This window comes from Peribacillus simplex (assembly GCF_030123325.1).
Classification (GTDB): domain Bacteria; phylum Bacillota; class Bacilli; order Bacillales; family DSM-1321; genus Peribacillus; species Peribacillus simplex_D.
In genome coordinates this window covers 4333142-4350592 of the sequence record NZ_CP126106.1, presented here as the reverse complement: position 1 = coordinate 4350592, position 17451 = coordinate 4333142, and the positions used below count along the sequence as shown (strand labels likewise).

Sequence of the window (17451 nt, the reverse complement as noted above, 5' to 3'; positions counted from 1 at the left end):
TTGTTTTAATGAAAATTCGGAATAGGATAGAAGAATCACTACTCAAGGGGTATTAATTGATTTTTTTTCGAAAATCATTTAGATTCTATTTATCAACAAGAGCAAAGAAAGAAGGTCCTAGATAGATGAAAGTGAAAGCACCTGAGTCATTCACATATATAGGTGGAAAAAGAGCTGTTCTTTTACTTCACGGGTTTACCGGAAGTACAGGAGATATGAAGAAATTGGGGAAATACTTGAATGATCTCGACTATACTTGCCACGGACCTCTTTATAGTGGGCATGGAGTATCAGCCGAGGAACTTGTTAAAACAGGTCCAAAGGAATGGTGGAAAGACGTAGTTGATGGTTATCAATTCCTTAAAGACGAAGGCTATGAGGAAATTGCCGTTGTGGGAATTTCTTTAGGAGGAGTTTTCTCATTAAAAGTGGGAATTGAATTGCCTGTAACAGGGGTGGTTTCAATGTGCGCTCCGACGCAAGGAAAAAGTATCGATCGACAAAAGAACCGCTTGCTCAATTATGCACAGGCTTATAAGAAGTTTGAGGGCAAAGATGCAGACCAAATTGCTGCAGAAGTGAAGCTACTGGAAGAAGAGCCTATGCCTCAACTACAAGATGTGTTGGATATTATCAATGAGACAGGTGAAGATTTAGATTTAATCACATCACCAACTCTTGTTTTACAAGGACGTTTGGATGATCCCGACTATACGGAGAGTGCTACAGCGATTTTCAATGAAGTCGATACGCAGCATAAACACTTGATATGGTACGAAAAATCAGGTCATATCATCACATTGGGTAAGGAACGTAATCAAGTGTATGAAGATGTTTATAAGTTCTTGAATACACTGAATTGGTCGGAGTAAAAAAGAGTTAATAAATCCCCTTTAAGTTGAACGTGTCATAAGCCTACACTCATACGTAGGCTTTACACCATGCTTAAGGGGATTTTATTTTGGCTGCAAAAGTGTTCTTATTTGTAGAAAAAGACCTTTAAGTTTTCGTTATTATCAAGAGTTGCTAATAAAATATCGTTCACGTCGGCATTATATGTTGTTTTGATTTTTTTTTTCAGCCATTCTTCGTCTTTACCGCCCCGATTTAATTCTTTAGAATCAATCTTCCCCTCTTTAATGATCGTTTTAGGAAAATGGAAGGCATTTGTTTCTAGGTGCATATCTGCTGGAGTTACTGCTTCATATTGAGGGTATAAAAACAATGAAATGGTACCACCCGGTTCCCATAATGCAAGGGATACCTTTTGAATATCTTCGACCTTTTCCTTTCTTAATTCCGATAATAAATCATCGATTGAGATTCGGGCCCTTGCTAGGCTTTTGTAAATGATTTGTCCATTTTCTATAAGCGGAAAGGGGTCGGAGTCAAAAAACTTTCGGAGTTTGCCCCACTTAAGGCTCGTAAACACACTAATTATATATAAGATGACTAATGCAAAGGTCGTGATCATTGAGCCCTTCAAACCTAACCGTTCATCAGACAAAGGGTGTGCAAGAATGTTCCCAATAATCAATGCCATTATGAAATCAAGTAATCTTAATTGGGAAATGGACCGTTGCCCCATCAATTTAACCGAAAAAAGTAAGAAGAAGAAGGATATGATGGCTCTTAAAGTCCACTGAATTGCAGTAAGAGTTTCCTGGCTATAAAAAAAATCCACAAAAATTCACGTCCTTATTTCCTGTAAAGGAGATGTAGTGGTTAGTATGGTGAATTGAGACAACTGGGAGGGTTTAAGCCAGCTCTTCATAAGTATTACCCAACATTGGCCCTTGGAGACTTTCTTGACTGTTTTCGAAAAATTTATATTAATATAACAACTTTGAAACGTATTGTAATTAAAAATAAACTGATTTAAAATGATATCTTTCCTGAGAAATTTATTTAAAAAATATCCTTGTATAATATCAGTGATGATGGTCTGATAGTTTCTACCTGGCAGCCGTAATGCCGGACTACAAGGAAGTATGAAAATAGAAGAGATGAACAGGTTTATGTTGGTTCGCATGAAGAGGCTTGATCCACATAACGTTTCAATGAAGGCTCTTACTTTTTCACACTTTCTTCCTGCGGCTGAAAGTGTAAAAAGGTGAGGGCTTTTTATATAAAAAATATGAATGGGAAATAATATATCCAAAGGGGATGAAAGCATGTATTTCTTATTGAATATACTAGGTGTTTTGGTTGTAATGGGCATCGTTTACCTTTGTTCACCTAATAAAAGGAACGTTAAGTGGAAAGCCATTCTTACCTTGCTGGTTCTTGAATTACTTATCACATGGTTCATGTTATCCACTAAAATTGGGGCATGGGTAATCAATCTGATCGCTTCATTCTTCACTTGGTTGATTGAATGTGCAAATGAAGGGATTTCTTTTGTCTTTCCTTCACTTATGGCAAATGAACAAGTGGATTTCTTTTTCAGCGCATTGATGCCAATTATCTTCATTATTACGTTTTTTGATGTATTATCGTATTTCGGTATTCTTACCTGGATCATTGATAAAGTGGGATGGCTCATCTCAAAAGTATCCGGTTTGCCAAAACTTGAGAGTTTCTTTTCGATTCAGATGATGTTCCTTGGGAATACCGAGGCACTTGCCGTTCTCCGCATGCAGCTCAGTGCGATTAAGGATCAGCGGCTATTGACATTTGGTATCATGAGCATGAGCAGCATCAGTGGTTCCATCATTGGAGCCTACCTGTCCATGGTACCGGCAACCTATGTTTTTGTAGCGATACCTTTGAACTGCTTAAATGCCTTGCTGATAGCTAACATGCTGAATCCCGTCGACGTCAGTAAAGAGGAAGACGTCGTTTATGTGCCTTCTAAAGAGGAACGCAAAGATTTCTTTTCCACCATTTCCAACAGTATGCTGGTCGGGGCCAAAATGGTCTTCGTCATCATGGCAATGGTTATCGGCTATGTGGCGTTAACGGCTAGCGTAAACGGCATTTTCGGTTTCTTTGTGGATGGCTTGACCATTCAAAAGATTTTCTCTGTCATTTTTAGTCCATTTGCATTCCTGCTTGGACTATCTGGACAAGATGCCATGTACGTCGCTCAATTGATGGGAATCAAGCTTGCCACGAATGAGTTCGTTGCCTTGCTCGATTTAAAAGATAAAGTTAGTACACTGTCCCCGCATACAGTTGCTGTGGCTGTCACTTATCTGACGTCATTTGCCAACTTCAGTACAGTGGGCATGATTTATGGAACATTCAATTCCATCCTCAACGATGAGAAATCGAACATTATCGGAAGGAATGTTTGGAAACTGCTGGTTAGCGGGATGGCTGTTTCCTTGCTGAGTGCCATGGTCGTTGGATTATTCGTTTGGTGATTTAAAAACATGGGCATCCATTTTTATAAATGGATGCCCTCTCTTGTATGAAAAAAGCTGTGCAGGATTTTTCCCATGCACAGCTTTTTCGTTCATTTCGTCAAATAGTTCTCCGTATAATATGGTTTATTTTCCTCATCGAAGGCAACCCCGACACCGAGCGATTCAAAATCCTTCTGTAATTTGTTTTCCCTGTGTCCAATGGAATTCATTAGGCCCTCATGGGCAAAAATACTGCTATTCTGGCCGGCAGCCAGGTTTTCCCCCGCCATTCGAAAAGTGATTTTGTCATCTTCCATCCGGTCGAACGGGGATTCTCCTTCAAGGTTTGTATGGTTGAAGTATTGATTCACGGCCATATCTGCACTATGATCCTGTGCCGTGACCTTCACTCGTTTATCCCATGAAAGCACTGAGAGGCCATGATTGACCCGTGATGCATTGGTCAAATCGAATAATTGATATTCAAAGCCCTTCTTTAATCCGGGGCCGGCTTCTGCAAAATAGCCGCTCTTTTGCTTTTCGAGTTCTGCGTCGATGATTTGGATTGCCGTTACTGTATTTTTCTCATGTTTGTCATAAAAAATGGTCACATAGCTATTATCCATTTCAAACATATCGTATTCGCCGCTGTCACTTCGAATCTGGTAATAGACGTTTCCTTTAAGCAGTTTTGTTACAGGCTCCCCCATTTTCCCGGTCACGGTTTCTTTGGGAGTGCCGCGTTTAATGCCTTCCTTCGAGGAAATCAAATCTTGATTCGTATATAAACCAACAACTTTATTGTTGTTATCGTAGGCAACCATGAAGAAATTTTGATAATTTTCGTGATAGGCAAACCAGTCAACGCCATATTCATTCCGCGTATTCCGTTTAGCTTCACCAGCCAATTTTTCTACATCATCCTTCGTGTCGCCAATTTCGATATTACGTACCGAGAAGGATGCATCAACAGGTGCCTCCAGTGCTGGTTTTTTCACTTTTTCCGTTTCCTGCGATTCTTTTTCAGAAGCGGTATCCAATGTTTCCGTCAACGAGCCAATGAGACTGCTGACTCCAGCACTCATTTTTTCCAAGGCAGTCGTAACCTCGGGCCCGGTTATAAAGGAACGAACATCCGTTGCAAAGGCGCTAAACCCCGCTTTGAATCCAGACTCCTGGATATCCTTGCCATATCCATACCATAATCCAGAGAGTAGGAGTATGAGGACCACAATATTAAACAATTTCCGCAAATCGTTCACTCCTGCTCTATCCAGGATATAGAATCCCGATTAATGAAAGATCATCTGCAGCACACTTAAAACAGGCGGGGCACATAACAAAAATACTGAACACAGAATGAGTGTTTGTGAGGCCATTTTTGGAAGATTTTCCTTCCCTTTTCCCGAATACCAGCCACTGAACTGAAGTTTATTTCTGTACCAGACGAATAATAAAAGCAGTATCGCAATCGAGCCTAGCCAGCCGTACTGATTCACTCCTATGTTGATATATATGCCGTTTACAATGGTCGAAATGATTGTTCCGGCTATCCCGAATATTAATATGATGCGTATCAATTCTAATATGACCCTCATATGTCACTCCTTGGTTTCACCATTATACTTCCTCGTTTACAAAATCAAAAATTTTAAGTTGTGTCATTACATATTATACCAAAAATAAGAAGGGATAAAACGGTGGTGAAATTTATTACTGCGGAAGTTAAATCAGGATCATTCATTATATACAAAGGCTGTTTTCGCATACTTTGTTGCTATCTACCAAGTAAAGCGGTCTGGTCGATTTCCCCTCCAGATGCTCGCTTTCCGCGGGGCGGGCGGTGAGCCTCCTCGGCGTGAACGCCTGTGGGGTCTCACCTGTCCCGCCGCTCCCGCAGGAGTCTCGCAATCCGTTCCAATCAACCTTAAATCGTTTCGTTTTAAAAACAACAATCTTTACGAAAAGAGCCTATACAAAAAAAGATTAGCCGCTTCGAGCTAATCTTTTTATTTGGAATTACTTCAATGGATCATTCAATACACTTTCCTCGAGAACCGAAAACTTATCCCCATACACTCTGGTTATGTGATTTTCCCCCCACGTACACAGTGCGGACAGGATACTTTCCAGGCTTTGCCCATACTCACTAAGTTCATATTCCACTTTAGGGGGGACTTGGTTGTAAACGATACGATTGATGACCTCGTCCTTTTCCAACTCCCTCAATTGTTGGGTCAGCATTTTTTGGGTGATGTTCGGCATAAGGCGCTTCAATTCACTGGTCCGCTTTTTTCCGTGGGTCAGATGGCAGAGGATTACGCATTTCCACTTTCCGCCCATTACTTCCAGTGTCGCTTCAACTGATATATTGTATTTCTTTTTTTGCATGATTGGCATACTCTCCTTATTTTATAGGTACTAAAAGGTGCCTATATCACTTTAAAGTACGTACTGTTATTTATTTGCGTTATATCTCATAATAACATTTGCACACCGAATTCCACTGTACCATTTATAAAAAAAGTTGCTAAGGCAATTTCAATGATAGTACAAAATGACAAGAAGGAGAAGAGGATATGATTTCAAATAAAAATAGAAGTACATGGGCATTGCTGGCTTTAGCGATCAGTGCCTTTGCAATTGGAACAACAGAGTTCATCAGCGTGGGATTATTGCCACTCATTTCTAAAGATTTACACATTACAGTGACGACGGCGGGATTGACGGTATCCTTATACGCTTTGGGGGTCATGTTCGGGGCACCTATCCTGACATCCCTGACATCGAATATGTCGCGAAAGACTTTATTGCTTTGGATAATGGTCGTGTTCATTGCCGGAAATGCATTAGCGGCTTCTGCGACCACGGTCGGTGTATTATTGATTGCACGTGTTATTTCAGCGCTTGCACATGGTATCTTCATGTCAATCGGCGCTACGATTGCGGCTGATTTGGTCCCTGAAAACCGCAGGGCGAGTGCCATCGCCATCATGTTTACAGGTTTGACGGTGGCAACGGTGACCGGAGTTCCTTTTGGAACCTTCATTGGTCAGCAATTCGGCTGGAGATTCGCTTTCATCATCATTGTGGCAATCGGCTTGATTGCTTTCATCGGAAACGGCATCCTGGTCCCATCCGATTTAAGAAAGGCTGCACGGACCACGTTCCGTGATCAAATCAAATTGGTGACGAATGGCCGATTGCTGCTGGTATTCATCATTACAGCATTAGGGTATGGAGGTACATTCGTTGTCTTCACCTACCTGTCGCCATTACTTCAGGAAGTGACAGGGTTTAAAGAAGGAACTGTCGCCTTGATTTTGCTAATATATGGAGTAGCAATAGCAATAGGAAATACCCTAGGCGGGAAATTCGCCAATCGCAATCCTATTAATGCCCTATTCTATATGTTTCTTATTCAAGCCATTGTACTTGTGGTCTTGACTTTCACGGCACCGTTTAAGATAGCCGGGTTAATAACGATCATTTTAATGGGATTGTTTGCATTCATGAATGTTCCGGGGCTTCAAGTGTATGTCGTCATGTTAGCGGAGCGTTTCGTGCCGAGTGCAGTGGACGTGGCGTCAGCCATCAATATTGCCGCCTTCAATGCGGGAATCGCCCTTGGTGCATACTTAGGAGGGGTGATTACGGATTCGATCGGACTGATCCATACAGCGTGGATAGGTGGAGTCATGGTGTTTGCAGCAGTGATTTTAACAGCTTGGAGCCGTGCTTTGGAAAGGAAAGACCGTTCCAAGGGAAATCACAAAATAGCATAGGATTGAAAAAGTGATGCATGTTAGAAAAAGCATGCTATTCGTTTAGAGTATCAATAACCTAGTATCATTGCATCCCTTCAGCGAATGATGGAAGGTTCCTTGAAGGGATGTAATGATACTGATACTTAAACGCATTACAATCTTAAAAACAATGAAGAAAAAATTTGGAGGTAGAGTATAATGGTGAAAAATTTACAAGATACAACGACGTTGCATAATGGAGTTAAAATGCCTTGGTTCGGATTGGGCGTATTTAAAGTGGAAGAAGGACCGGAGCTGGTAAATGCAGTTAAAGCGGCCATTAAACATGGTTATCGCAGTATCGATACGGCTGCCATTTATGAAAATGAAGAAGGGGTCGGACAAGGGATCCGTGAGGGCATAAAAGAAGCCGGTATCTCCAGGGATGACTTATTCGTAACTTCAAAAGTCTGGAATGCCGATTTAGGATATGAGTCAGCAATTGCGGCTTACGAAAAAAGCTTGAAGAAACTTGGCTTGGAGTACTTGGATTTATATCTTATCCATTGGCCAGTGGAAGGAAAATATAAAGAAGCCTGGAGAGCGTTGGAAACTCTTTATAAAGAAGGGAAAGTAAAAGCGATCGGTGTGAGCAATTTCCAGATTCACCATCTTAAAGATTTACTGGAAGATGCAGAAGTGAAGCCGATGGTCAATCAAGTGGAATGCCATCCGCGTTTAACTCAAAAAGAAGTTCAGGCATTCTGTAAGGAACAAGGGATACAACTTGAAGCGTGGTCACCATTGATGCAAGGTGAACTTCTGGATAATGACGTTTTACAAGCAATTGCGACCAAACATGGCAAATCAGTTGCACAAGTCATTTTGCGCTGGGATATACAAAATGGGATTGTAACGATTCCAAAATCCACTAAAGAACATCGTATTGTAGAAAACTCATCTATATTCGATTTCGAATTGACGGAAGAGGAAATGAACCAAATTGATGGATTGAATCAGAATCACCGTGTTGGTCCAGATCCTGATAATTTCGACTTTTAATCAAGTATGAAAGAGAGGGACGGGATATCCGTCTTTCTCTTTTTTTAGGCTCTTTTCGTAAAGATTGTTGTTTTTAAAACAAAACGATTTAAGGTTGATTGGAGCACAAGTGCGAGATTCCTGCGGGAGCAGCGGGACAGGTGAGACCCCACAGGCGTTTACGCCGAGGAGGCTCACCGGCCGCCCCGCGGAAAGCGAGCATCTGGAGGGGAAATCAACCACACCGCTTTACTTGGTAAATAGCAACAAAGTATGCGAAAACAGCCTTTTTTTATTGGATCTCCGCATTGGTGGAGATGGGAAAGCTGTACCAACAGACGATGTCGTTTACAATGAAAGATTCGGGAATCTGATTAGTTGACACAGAATTCACCAGATGATATAAATGCATGTGCATGCATTATATAAAAAAGGAGATAAAAAATGATGAATGATTTATTTTCACCTTATCGCATAAAAGAACTTGAACTTAAAAATAGGGTCGTCATGCCGCCGATGTGCCAGTACTCCGTCGAAGCGGAAGATGGTATACCAACAAACTGGCACCAGCAACATTATGTAAGCAGGGCAGTTGGCGGCACGGGATTAATTATAGTGGAAATGACCGATGTGGAGCCTGATGGGCGCATTTCGAATCGTGATCTTGGATTATGGTCTGACGACCAAATTGGAGCTTTCTCCAACATCGTTAAGGAAGTTCATCAATACGGTGCAAAAATCGGGATACAAATTGCCCATGCAGGCCGTAAAGCGGAGGATGCCGAAACTCCGGTGGCACCATCAGCCATTGCGTTTGATGAAACATACAAAACACCAAGAGCTTTAGAAACGGAAGAAGTGAAGGAAATGGTCGATAAATTCCGGGCATCGGCCAGAAGGGCTGTTACAGCAGGATTTGACGTAATCGAATTACATGGTGCACACGGGTATTTAATCCATCAATTCACATCACCGCTTACGAATAAACGTGATGATGAATATGGAAAAGACCTGACCAAATTTGGAGTGGAAGTCATTAAAGCAGTGAAAAGCGAAATGCCTGCCGACATGCCTTTAATCATGCGCATTTCTGCAAAAGAATACGTTGAAGGCGGATATGGCATTGAGGAAAGCATTGCCTTTTCACAAGTCTTTAAAGAAGCGGGCGTCGATATGTTCCATGTAAGCTCTGGAGGAGAAGGCCCGATTGGAGCGGACGGAAGACCTGGTACACATGCTAGCTATCAAACTCCGTTGGCCAGGGAAATCAAAAATGCATTGGATATTCCCGTGATTGCTGTAGGTCGATTAGATGATCCGATTCTTGCAAATTCAATCATTGGCAATGAAGAAGCGGATTTGGTTGCCGTCGGCAGAGGAATGCTGCGAAACCCTTATTGGGCACTTGAAGCATCTAAAGCTTTGAATATAAAAGCGGAGATCCCTAAACAATATCAACTGGGATTCAAGCATTGATACGGATTTTTAAAACGCCGGCGGTTATTATATATTCGCCGGCGTTTTTTAATTCTGGCCTAGAGTAGGGATAGGGATCGTAGCCATTTATTCGATCTCTTTTGGTATTCTGATAGCGGCTTTGAAGATAATTTCTGAAAATAAATGCATGGCATGAGGGAATTTTCATCAGCGAATCCATTACGTGATGTTTAACTGGAAATTTTGCTATAATGAAAAAGATAAATCAAACGATAATTCGAGGTGCTAATTATGGAGGAAATCAAAATCATTACAACTGAAGAAGTGGAAGCTAAGCTTGAGGCAGGCGAAGCGATGGAACTTGTCGATGTTCGTGAAGACGAAGAAGTGCAAGAGGGAATGATCGAAGGAGCGAAACATATTCGCATGAATGACATCCCGGCGAATCTTGACTATTTTGATAAAGAAAAAGAATATATTTTTATCTGCCGTTCAGGACGCCGCAGTGAAAATGTATGCCATTATCTTCAGGAACAAGGATATAAAGTGGCAAACATGGTTGGCGGAATGCTTGAATGGGACGGCGAAGTCATCGTTAAGTGAAGTTCGAAAGAAAAAAGATCATGGTTTGTTCACAGTGCCGTGAATATGCGGGAAGACGCGCATATTTAAAGGCGTGAAAAAAAGGGCCCTTTCATCATGAAAGGGCCCTTTTTTCTGTGTGAACCTCACCTGACGGGAATGCAAAAATTATATGTTAAAATTAGGGTGTCGAAATCAGAAAATATAGAAAAAGGAGAGTGGAAGAATGAATGTTCATAAAATAGCGGTCATTGCGGGTGACGGGATTGGCCCTGAGGTGATTAATGAGGGTGTAAAGGTACTTAAGGAAGTGGCTGCAATTGCCGGGGATTTTTCTTTCGAGTTCACCTATTTTCCATGGGGCTGTGAATATTACCTTGAGCACGGCAAAATGCTGCCCGACGACGGACTGGAACAACTGATGAAGTTTGACGCCGTGTATCTTGGGGCTGTCGGTTACCCTGGTGTCCCGGACCATATTTCCTTACGTGAACTTCTGCTTAAAATCAGAAAGGGATTTGACCAATATGTGAATGTTCGACCCGTTAAATTACTTCAAGGTGCACCCTGTCCATTAAAAGAAGTCACTCTTGACCAAATCGATATGGTTGTCATCCGTGAAAACAGTGAAGGGGAATATTCCGGTGCCGGTGATTGGCTATTTAAAGGCAAGCCGGAAGAAGTGGTGCTGCAGACGGGGGTCTTTTCTCGAAAAGGGACGGAGAGGATCATCCGTTATGCGTATGAACTTGCGCGCAAGACGGGCAGGACGCTAACGAGCATAAGCAAGGCGAACGCATTGAATTATTCAATGGTTTTTTGGGATCAGGTTTTTGAAGAAATTGGACAGGAGTATCCGGAAGTAGAAACGAATTCCTATCTGGTCGATGCGGCAAGCATGTATTTTGTCAAACAGCCCGAACGCTTTCAAATTGTCGTCACCTCCAATTTATTCGGTGACATCATCACGGATTTAGGTGCTGCCATTGCAGGCGGGATGGGACTGGCAGCAGGTGCCAATTTAAACCCGGAACGGATTTATCCCTCGATGTTCGAACCGATTCATGGTTCAGCCCCGGATATAGCACATCAAGGCATCGCCAATCCACTTGCGGCCATATGGTCCGCCAGTCAGATTCTCGATTTCTTTGGGCATGAGATTTGGGGTGCAAAAATTTTGGACGTGATCGAACAGGTGATGGTCGATAAAAAGGCGCTGACTCCTGATATGGGCGGGGCAGCTACTACAGAAGAAGTCGGGGATGAAGTTGTTGCAATCTTATCCGCGTTCCAAACAAATCAAGTATAAACATCATGAAAAATGGGCATCCTGCACAATAACTATCATTATAGTAAAAGGGCGGGGAGAGCCGATGATACAAGTCAAATTATTTGATTATGAGCATGAAAAGGATCTAGAGGACGAAATGAATTTTTTCCTTGAAGACATTCGCGATAATCAAATCGTCGATATCAAATATAATGTCGCCACTACAGGTGAAGAGGAAGAGGAACAGATCTACTGTTTCAGTGCGATGATCATTTATAAGAAAAAATAAAGGCCGGCAAGGCCATAACATTCATATCAGACTACCTATTGCTGCAAGGCGGGCAATTCAAGGTAGTCTTTTCTTCGTGAATTCCCGGGGAGGGGCATATTAGATGTGGAAATTACGACGATGTAGCTTCCCCGCCGTTGACATGAAGTGTTTGTCCTGTCACAAAACGGGAATCGTCAGAAGCGAGATAGACAAAGGTGGGAGCCAGTTCAAATGGCTGGCCTTGACGCCCCATCGGGTTATCGACTTGTGTCACTTCGTCCGCCGAGAAACTTGCCGGGATGAGCGGTGTCCAGAACCTTCCGGGCGCAATGGCGTTCACCCGGATGCCTTGATCGACAAGACTGTTTGCCAAGGCACGGGTAAAACCAATATTGGCCCCTTTAGTCGCCGTGTAATCAATTAATTGCTTATTCCCATTAAACGTCACGACAGATGATGTATTAATGATGGAGGACCCAGCTTTTAAATGGGGAAGGGCAGCACGGGTCGTGTAGAAGTGGGAATAGATATTGACTTTAAAGGTATCATCGAATTGCTCATCCGTAATATCAAGCAAGCTTAATTGCTGAAATTGAATACCCACGTGGTTACAGAGAATATCGAGCTTTCCAAATGTTTCGATGGTGTCTTCCACGATATTGATGCATTGCTGCTTATCCCTTAAGTCACCAGGCAGCAGTAAGCAACGGTGTCCAAGCTCTTCTATTCTCGTTTTAGTCCGATTCGCATCCTCATGTTCATCCAGATAAGCGATGGAAACATCTGCACCTTCTTTAGCAAAAGCGATGGCAGCCGCAGCGCCAATCCCACTGTCTCCGCCAGTTATCAATGCGACCTTTCCGGTTAGTTTCCCGCTGCCCCTGTAATTGGGATTTTCGATGATGGGCCGGGGCACCATTAATTTTTCTACACCAGGTTGGCGGAATTGGCGTTGCTCAGGAACCGTGATGGGAACGTCTTGATAACGGGTGATCTTTCCATAATTCGGATGCATGGGATAGCTTTTACCGGATGATTTCTTTTTCTTATCTTCTGCCATGAGGGGTCCTCCTAAAAAAGAATTTAGTCGGATTACTTTATGATGATCAGATATATGCCGTGCATGAAGAACATGTATGGGGACGGGCTCGTTGCCGTGCCGCGCGCTGAAGGGTAGAAAAAGTTTTTGGAGGCCTCAATATGCCCTATTATTATAGCGAAGATGTGAAGTTATTATTGGTCGAACAAACGGATGAAAAAGTGGAGTTGTTATATGATTCCAACCCAAATACCTTTGAATTGCCGCTTATCGGACCAAGACCGCCCTATTATTATAACCCTCGTTTTGTGCCGTATTATCCAGTGATTTAAGGGTGAACATAAAAAAAGGAAAATGTATGAAGAACGGAGTCTGCTGAATTGGGCTGCCTTGGTCTTTCAATGAGTGGACTAAAAGCGGCCTCAATTCGACTTAACGAAATTCCCGATCAAAACAGATGACATTAGGAAATAATGACTATATTCTTCTATGAATTTTACAAATACGGAGATAATGGTTAAAGTTAAACATATACATAGTGCGGATTGGTGTATTTAAAGGAGAGATTCATTTTGGATAATAAAATGATACAACTACTAGAAAAAATACAGCAATCGGATGGTGGTCATATTTTATACTGTTTTAATGAATTGGAAGCCTACATTGAAAATGAGGCAACTTTCATCATTGCCGGTGTTGAACAGGGAGACCATATCCTGGTCGTCGAAAATGACCGTATCTATCCTTTCGTGTATAAGAAATTGCAGCTTCATTTAAATGAGGAGCAATTGGAGCTAGTGCATCTTATGAATAATTTTGATTTTTATTGTTTTCATGGAGACTTCCATCCTTCGACGATGGTTAATTATTTTTTGGAAAATATCGATACATACACTAAACGCAATCAGCACGTGCGGACTTGGGGCCATGTTGAATGGGGCCATGACGATCAAGTCAGCTTAGCGATAGGCGAATATGAAAAAGGAATCGACAAACTGATCAAGGAACAAGGATTGATTTCCGTTTGTGCATACGATGACTGCAGATTGCCTGCCGAGCTTAAAACAAACTTGATCAAGCATCATGGGGTCCTGATAACCGATGAAAAAATCACGATGTTGGCAAACGGATAGAATAAAAGGGGCGAGTTATTTGGAAAGTTTTACTGAACGGGTAATTACTATCATACAGCATATCCCTTCCGGTAAAGTGATGACATATGGTCAAATCGGACAGCTCGCCGGTAGTCCGCGCGGTGCAAGGCAGGTCGTAAGGATCCTTCATTCAAGCAGCAAAAAACATGACCTTCCTTGGCACCGGGTAATCAATGCCAAGGGAGAAATCGGCATAAAAGCAGAGGGCGCCGCAGAACACCAAAAGGCGATGCTCGAGAGTGAAGGCATCACATTCACGGAACGGAATACCATTGACCTCGAAGCTTTCCGCTATCATCCAGAATTATTTTAAACGGGAAAGCCGGATAAAAGAGGCGGCGCGGGTGCGGACGAAAAAACTGCGGGCGGCCCAAATAACGGCGCCTATGCCAGGGATTGAAGCCTAACAAACACCGAAATGATGTATAGACTTACGAAATCGCATTAAAAGAGGCTGATCCAAGCGGATCAGCCTCTTTTTAGGAATCATGAACGGGCATGTATGGCAGCATTCATACCGGCCAGTCTTCCGGTTACTAATGCCGATGTGATATTATAGCCGCCTGTGTATCCGTGTATATCCAGAATTTCACCGCAGAAATACAGTCCGTCCATCAGTTTGGATGCCATTTCTTTTGGGTGTATTTCTTTGACGGATACGCCGCCGCCCGTGACGAAGGCTTTTTCTAGCGGCTGGGTGCCGTGTACTCCGAATTGGAAGTCCTTGCATAGTTCTGCAAAGCGGCGGATTTTTTCATTTGATATCGTCGCTCCTTGTTCTTGAAGGTCGATGCCGCTTCGCTCAAGCAGAAAGTGAAGGTATCGTTCAGGAACTAAACCTTTTAAGGTATTTTTAATGGCTTTTTTCGGTTCGGCTTTAATTTCCTTCATGATGTCTTGAAAGACCTCTTCCTTGTTTCGGTCCGGAAGGGCATCGAGTTTCATTGTCACTTCCGACAGGTTCCATTTTTTTATCGCTTTCACGACGAATTGGCTGCATCTTAGAACAGCTGGACCGGAGACGCCAAAATGGGTGAAGAGCATATCCATTCGGTGTGTGATCAGGGCCTTGCCCTTTGGGTTAAGGACACTCAATGAAACATCGCGAAGTGCGAGACCTTGGAGTGTTCGATCTTTAATGAATGTTTCATGGCTAAGTACGGGAACCTCAGTTGGAAACAGTTCGGTAATCGTATGCCCCGCCTTTTTAGCCCATGCGTAGCCATCGCCGGTCGAACCGGTGTGGGGAACCGATTTCCCGCCGACTGCAATCACGACTGCATCTGTATCGATGGTTTGTCCATCTTTCAACCGGACACCGCTTGTTTTTCCATGTTCATAGAGAACTTCCGCTACTGGTGAGTTCTTATAGATCGTTACTTTTAAACTAGACAAGCGCGTCAGAAGGGCATCCACGACACTTTGCGCTTTATCGTTGACAGGGAACATCCGGCCATGGTCCTCTTCTTTAAGGGCCACGCCCAATTTTTCAAAGAATTGAATAATGTCTTCATTATTGAACTCTGAGAAAGCACTGTATAGAAATCGCCCGTTTCCAGGGATATGCTGAATGATTTCATCGATTGAGAGCCTGTTCGTCACGTTGCAGCGTCCGCCGCCAGAGATGGCTAGCTTCCTGCCAAGCTTCTCGCCCTTATCCACTAACAATACATGGGCCCCTTTTTCCCCGGCAGCTATTGCTGCCATCAATCCGGAAGGACCGCCGCCAATTACCACTACATCATATTTCAAATTGATCACCACTTTATCATTTTCAGTCCCTTCATTATATAGCAAGAGCCCGTCAGATTGCGAATGTAGAAAAAAAGGAATTATTTGTTTGTGTATTATCTTCGAAAACGATAAACTTGAGTGTAGTTTTCTATAGAAAAAATACTTTAATATGATAAGATAAAGAGCGTGTGAAACGTAACTGACAGAGGCAGGAAGGGATTAGATGTCATCTAAGTTTTTAAAAGGGGCTTTTATATTAACGCTGGGAGCGATCATTTCCAAGGTACTTGGTTTATTTTACGTCATCCCATTTGAACATATGGTTGGGAATAAAGGGGCTACCCTTTATCAATATGGGTATGTTCCATATACCATTTTCATTAGCTTTGCAACGGCAGGCATGCCGCTTGCTGTTTCAAAATTCATTTCGAAGTATAATGCGCTTGAGGAGTACGCCGTCGGTGAGAAGTTATTTAAATCGAGCCTGAAATTAATGCTAGTCACCGGTTTTCTCGCTTTTTTGATTCTCTATACGATGGCACCATTGTTCACTGGAGTCTTTGGGGTCAGGCAGGAAGATGTCAGAGATGTCACGGAGATCATACGGGCAGTCAGCTTCGCCTTGATTTTTGTACCGTTCATGAGCATCATCCGCGGCTTCTTTCAAGGTCATGAGGCGATGGAACCAACGGCCATATCTCAGGTAATCGAACAAATTGTCCGCATCGTGTTCCTTTTGGCCGGTGTATATGTTGTTTTGAATGTCCTGGATGGAGAGTTAGTGAGAGCCATCCAAATAGCTACCTTCGCGGCGACGGTCGGGGCTGTCGGCGGTTTAGTGGTGTTATTTTGGTATTGGAAAAAACAAAAACCCCATTTGGACAGCTTGATGAAGAAAGACCGGGGGACGATGGAAATTTCCCTTAAGGAGATCTATAAAGAAATATTTCTATCATCGATTCCTTTCATATTCGTCGGAATCGCGATGCCAATGTTTCAGCTTGCGGACTTATTGTCCTTCAATAAGGCGATGTCGTCCATCGGGTTGCAGCATGTCGCAGAAGATGCCCTTGGGGTGTTGAATGTATATGCCCAGAAGCTTGTCTTGATTCCGATGACGCTTGCAACCGGGTTTTCAATGGCGCTTCTCCCTTCGGTGACGAAGGCATATGTAAGCGAGGATTCGGAAGAGTTAAACCGCCAGCTGAACCAAGCTTTCCAAATTTTGTTGTTCATTACGATTCCGGCGGTCGTTGGCATGTCGGTGCTGGCAGATCCGATCTATAGTGCCTTTTACAGCCATGATCCACTTGGAATCAGTGTACTGAAGGCATATGCGCCCGTTTCCATCTTGTTTGCGCTTTTTTCCGTTTCGGCGGCGATTTTACAAGGGATCAATCAGCAAAAATATACGGTGCTCAGCCTGCTTGTGGGCTTTTTAATCAAATTGAGCTTGAATATCCCGTTAATCAAGTTGTTTGAAACGGAAGGCTCCGTTTATGCTACGGCATTCGGCTACTTGGCTGCTGTGCTGCTGAATTTGTATGTCATTACCTACTTTACTGGATATCGTTACAGCCTTACCATCAGAAGATCTGTGTTGATCACTGTTTTTTCAGTGATAATGGGACTGGCTGCATGGGGCATGAACAGTTTATTATCGCTGTGGCTGACAACGGAAGGGCGATTCCAGGCGATTTTGATCGTGGCCGTTTGTGCAATTTTTGGAGCACTCATTTATGCGGCGCTTTCCTTGAAAAGCAAACTTGCCCATCGTTTGTTCGGTGCCCGGATCGATCGGTTAAAAGCTAAATTAGGATTATAAGC

At 42.9% G+C, this 17451-nt stretch carries 18 protein-coding genes and 1 riboswitch; of the genes, 12 read left to right on the top strand and 6 right to left on the bottom strand.

Features of this window, described 5'->3' with window-relative positions:
- The first annotated feature begins 125 nt into the window (after window positions 1-125).
- On the top strand, window positions 126-872 hold the full coding sequence (locus QNH43_RS20625) for an alpha/beta hydrolase (RefSeq protein WP_283915463.1): 747 nt from the start codon (window positions 126-128) through the stop codon (window positions 870-872).
- 107 nt (window positions 873-979) lie between these two features.
- Here the strand turns inward: QNH43_RS20625 and QNH43_RS20620 are convergent, their stop codons facing one another.
- A complete protein-coding gene (locus tag QNH43_RS20620) occupies window positions 980-1684 on the bottom strand; it encodes a DUF421 domain-containing protein (RefSeq protein WP_283915462.1) in 705 nt (234 codons plus the stop codon).
- Between the two features lie 217 nt (window positions 1685-1901).
- Window positions 1902-2002, top strand: a riboswitch (purine riboswitch).
- A gap of 172 nt (window positions 2003-2174) precedes the next feature.
- Between QNH43_RS20620 and QNH43_RS20615 the strand changes: the two genes are divergently transcribed.
- Complete coding sequence (locus QNH43_RS20615) at window positions 2175-3368, top strand: NupC/NupG family nucleoside CNT transporter (RefSeq protein WP_076364496.1); 1194 nt, start codon at window positions 2175-2177, stop codon at window positions 3366-3368.
- Window positions 3369-3460: 92 nt separating this feature from the next.
- Here QNH43_RS20615 and QNH43_RS20610 read toward each other — a convergent pair whose 3' ends face one another.
- From QNH43_RS20610 to QNH43_RS20600, 3 genes are all read right to left on the bottom strand, one after another.
- Complete coding sequence (locus QNH43_RS20610) at window positions 3461-4612, bottom strand: CAP domain-containing protein (protein WP_349654779.1); 1152 nt, start codon at window positions 4610-4612, stop codon at window positions 3461-3463.
- A 30-nt stretch (window positions 4613-4642) separates the two neighbouring features.
- Window positions 4643-4948, bottom strand: a complete 306-nt coding sequence (locus tag QNH43_RS20605) for a hypothetical protein (protein ID WP_283915460.1) — start codon at window positions 4946-4948, stop codon at window positions 4643-4645.
- A gap of 421 nt (window positions 4949-5369) precedes the next feature.
- Window positions 5370-5741, bottom strand: a complete 372-nt coding sequence (locus QNH43_RS20600; protein ID WP_076364502.1) for a winged helix-turn-helix transcriptional regulator — start codon at window positions 5739-5741, stop codon at window positions 5370-5372.
- Window positions 5742-5929: 188 nt separating this feature from the next.
- Between QNH43_RS20600 and QNH43_RS20595 the strand changes: the two genes are divergently transcribed.
- The 6 genes from QNH43_RS20595 to QNH43_RS20570 all read left to right on the top strand — a co-directional run bounded on the left by QNH43_RS20595 (window position 5930) and on the right by QNH43_RS20570 (window position 11715).
- A complete protein-coding gene (locus tag QNH43_RS20595; RefSeq protein ID WP_283915459.1) occupies window positions 5930-7135 on the top strand; it encodes an MFS transporter in 1206 nt (401 codons plus the stop codon).
- A 180-nt stretch (window positions 7136-7315) separates the two neighbouring features.
- The gene (locus QNH43_RS20590) at window positions 7316-8158 is read left to right on the top strand and encodes an aldo/keto reductase (protein WP_283915458.1); all 843 of its coding nucleotides are present in this window, start codon (window positions 7316-7318) and stop codon (window positions 8156-8158) included.
- Between the two features lie 426 nt (window positions 8159-8584).
- Window positions 8585-9613, top strand: coding sequence for an NADH:flavin oxidoreductase/NADH oxidase (locus tag QNH43_RS20585; RefSeq protein WP_283918409.1), 1029 nt, complete (start codon window positions 8585-8587; stop codon window positions 9611-9613).
- 252 nt (window positions 9614-9865) lie between these two features.
- On the top strand, window positions 9866-10177 hold the full coding sequence (locus QNH43_RS20580; RefSeq protein WP_034309364.1) for a rhodanese-like domain-containing protein: 312 nt from the start codon (window positions 9866-9868) through the stop codon (window positions 10175-10177).
- Window positions 10178-10382: 205 nt separating this feature from the next.
- The gene (locus QNH43_RS20575) at window positions 10383-11465 is read left to right on the top strand and encodes a tartrate dehydrogenase (protein ID WP_283915457.1); all 1083 of its coding nucleotides are present in this window, start codon (window positions 10383-10385) and stop codon (window positions 11463-11465) included.
- A gap of 64 nt (window positions 11466-11529) precedes the next feature.
- Window positions 11530-11715 (top strand): sporulation protein Cse60, encoded by a 186-nt coding sequence (locus QNH43_RS20570; protein WP_048682016.1) that lies wholly within the window; start codon window positions 11530-11532, stop codon window positions 11713-11715.
- A 112-nt stretch (window positions 11716-11827) separates the two neighbouring features.
- Here QNH43_RS20570 and QNH43_RS20565 read toward each other — a convergent pair whose 3' ends face one another.
- Window positions 11828-12757, bottom strand: coding sequence for an SDR family oxidoreductase (locus QNH43_RS20565; protein ID WP_283915456.1), 930 nt, complete (start codon window positions 12755-12757; stop codon window positions 11828-11830).
- Between the two features lie 140 nt (window positions 12758-12897).
- Here QNH43_RS20565 and QNH43_RS20560 point away from each other — a divergent pair, with 140 nt between their 5' ends.
- From QNH43_RS20560 to QNH43_RS20550, 3 genes are all read left to right on the top strand, one after another.
- A complete protein-coding gene (locus QNH43_RS20560; RefSeq protein ID WP_283915455.1) occupies window positions 12898-13068 on the top strand; it encodes a hypothetical protein in 171 nt (56 codons plus the stop codon).
- 240 nt (window positions 13069-13308) lie between these two features.
- Entirely contained in the window at window positions 13309-13869 is a 561-nt protein-coding gene (locus QNH43_RS20555; protein WP_283915454.1) for an MEDS domain-containing protein, read from the top strand.
- Window positions 13870-13948: 79 nt separating this feature from the next.
- Window positions 13949-14203, top strand: a complete 255-nt coding sequence (locus QNH43_RS20550) for an MGMT family protein (RefSeq protein ID WP_434060209.1) — start codon at window positions 13949-13951, stop codon at window positions 14201-14203.
- A 173-nt stretch (window positions 14204-14376) separates the two neighbouring features.
- Here the strand turns inward: QNH43_RS20550 and QNH43_RS20545 are convergent, their stop codons facing one another.
- Entirely contained in the window at window positions 14377-15642 is a 1266-nt protein-coding gene (locus tag QNH43_RS20545; protein WP_283915452.1) for a BaiN/RdsA family NAD(P)/FAD-dependent oxidoreductase, read from the bottom strand.
- A 205-nt stretch (window positions 15643-15847) separates the two neighbouring features.
- On the opposite strand from QNH43_RS20545, the gene QNH43_RS20540 reads away from it, so the two are divergent.
- Complete coding sequence (locus QNH43_RS20540) at window positions 15848-17449, top strand: putative polysaccharide biosynthesis protein (RefSeq protein ID WP_283915451.1); 1602 nt, start codon at window positions 15848-15850, stop codon at window positions 17447-17449.
- The last annotated feature ends 2 nt before the right edge of the window (window positions 17450-17451 follow it).

Coding starts and splice junctions, on each gene's coding strand:
- QNH43_RS20550 (WP_434060209.1), top strand. CDS start 13,949: ATGACATATGGTCAAATCGGACAGCTCGCCGGTAGTCCGCGCGGTGCA.
- QNH43_RS20580 (WP_034309364.1), top strand. CDS start 9,866: ATGGAGGAAATCAAAATCATTACAACTGAAGAAGTGGAAGCTAAGCTT.
- QNH43_RS20595 (WP_283915459.1), top strand. CDS start 5,930: ATGATTTCAAATAAAAATAGAAGTACATGGGCATTGCTGGCTTTAGCG.
- QNH43_RS20590 (WP_283915458.1), top strand. CDS start 7,316: ATGGTGAAAAATTTACAAGATACAACGACGTTGCATAATGGAGTTAAA.
- QNH43_RS20560 (WP_283915455.1), top strand. CDS start 12,898: ATGCCCTATTATTATAGCGAAGATGTGAAGTTATTATTGGTCGAACAA.
- QNH43_RS20585 (WP_283918409.1), top strand. CDS start 8,585: ATGAATGATTTATTTTCACCTTATCGCATAAAAGAACTTGAACTTAAA.
- QNH43_RS20565 (WP_283915456.1), bottom strand. CDS start 12,757: ATGGCAGAAGATAAGAAAAAGAAATCATCCGGTAAAAGCTATCCCATG.
- QNH43_RS20600 (WP_076364502.1), bottom strand. CDS start 5,741: ATGCAAAAAAAGAAATACAATATATCAGTTGAAGCGACACTGGAAGTA.
- QNH43_RS20625 (WP_283915463.1), top strand. CDS start 126: ATGAAAGTGAAAGCACCTGAGTCATTCACATATATAGGTGGAAAAAGA.
- QNH43_RS20605 (WP_283915460.1), bottom strand. CDS start 4,948: ATGAGGGTCATATTAGAATTGATACGCATCATATTAATATTCGGGATA.
- QNH43_RS20575 (WP_283915457.1), top strand. CDS start 10,383: ATGAATGTTCATAAAATAGCGGTCATTGCGGGTGACGGGATTGGCCCT.
- QNH43_RS20540 (WP_283915451.1), top strand. CDS start 15,848: ATGTCATCTAAGTTTTTAAAAGGGGCTTTTATATTAACGCTGGGAGCG.
- QNH43_RS20570 (WP_048682016.1), top strand. CDS start 11,530: ATGATACAAGTCAAATTATTTGATTATGAGCATGAAAAGGATCTAGAG.
- QNH43_RS20615 (WP_076364496.1), top strand. CDS start 2,175: ATGTATTTCTTATTGAATATACTAGGTGTTTTGGTTGTAATGGGCATC.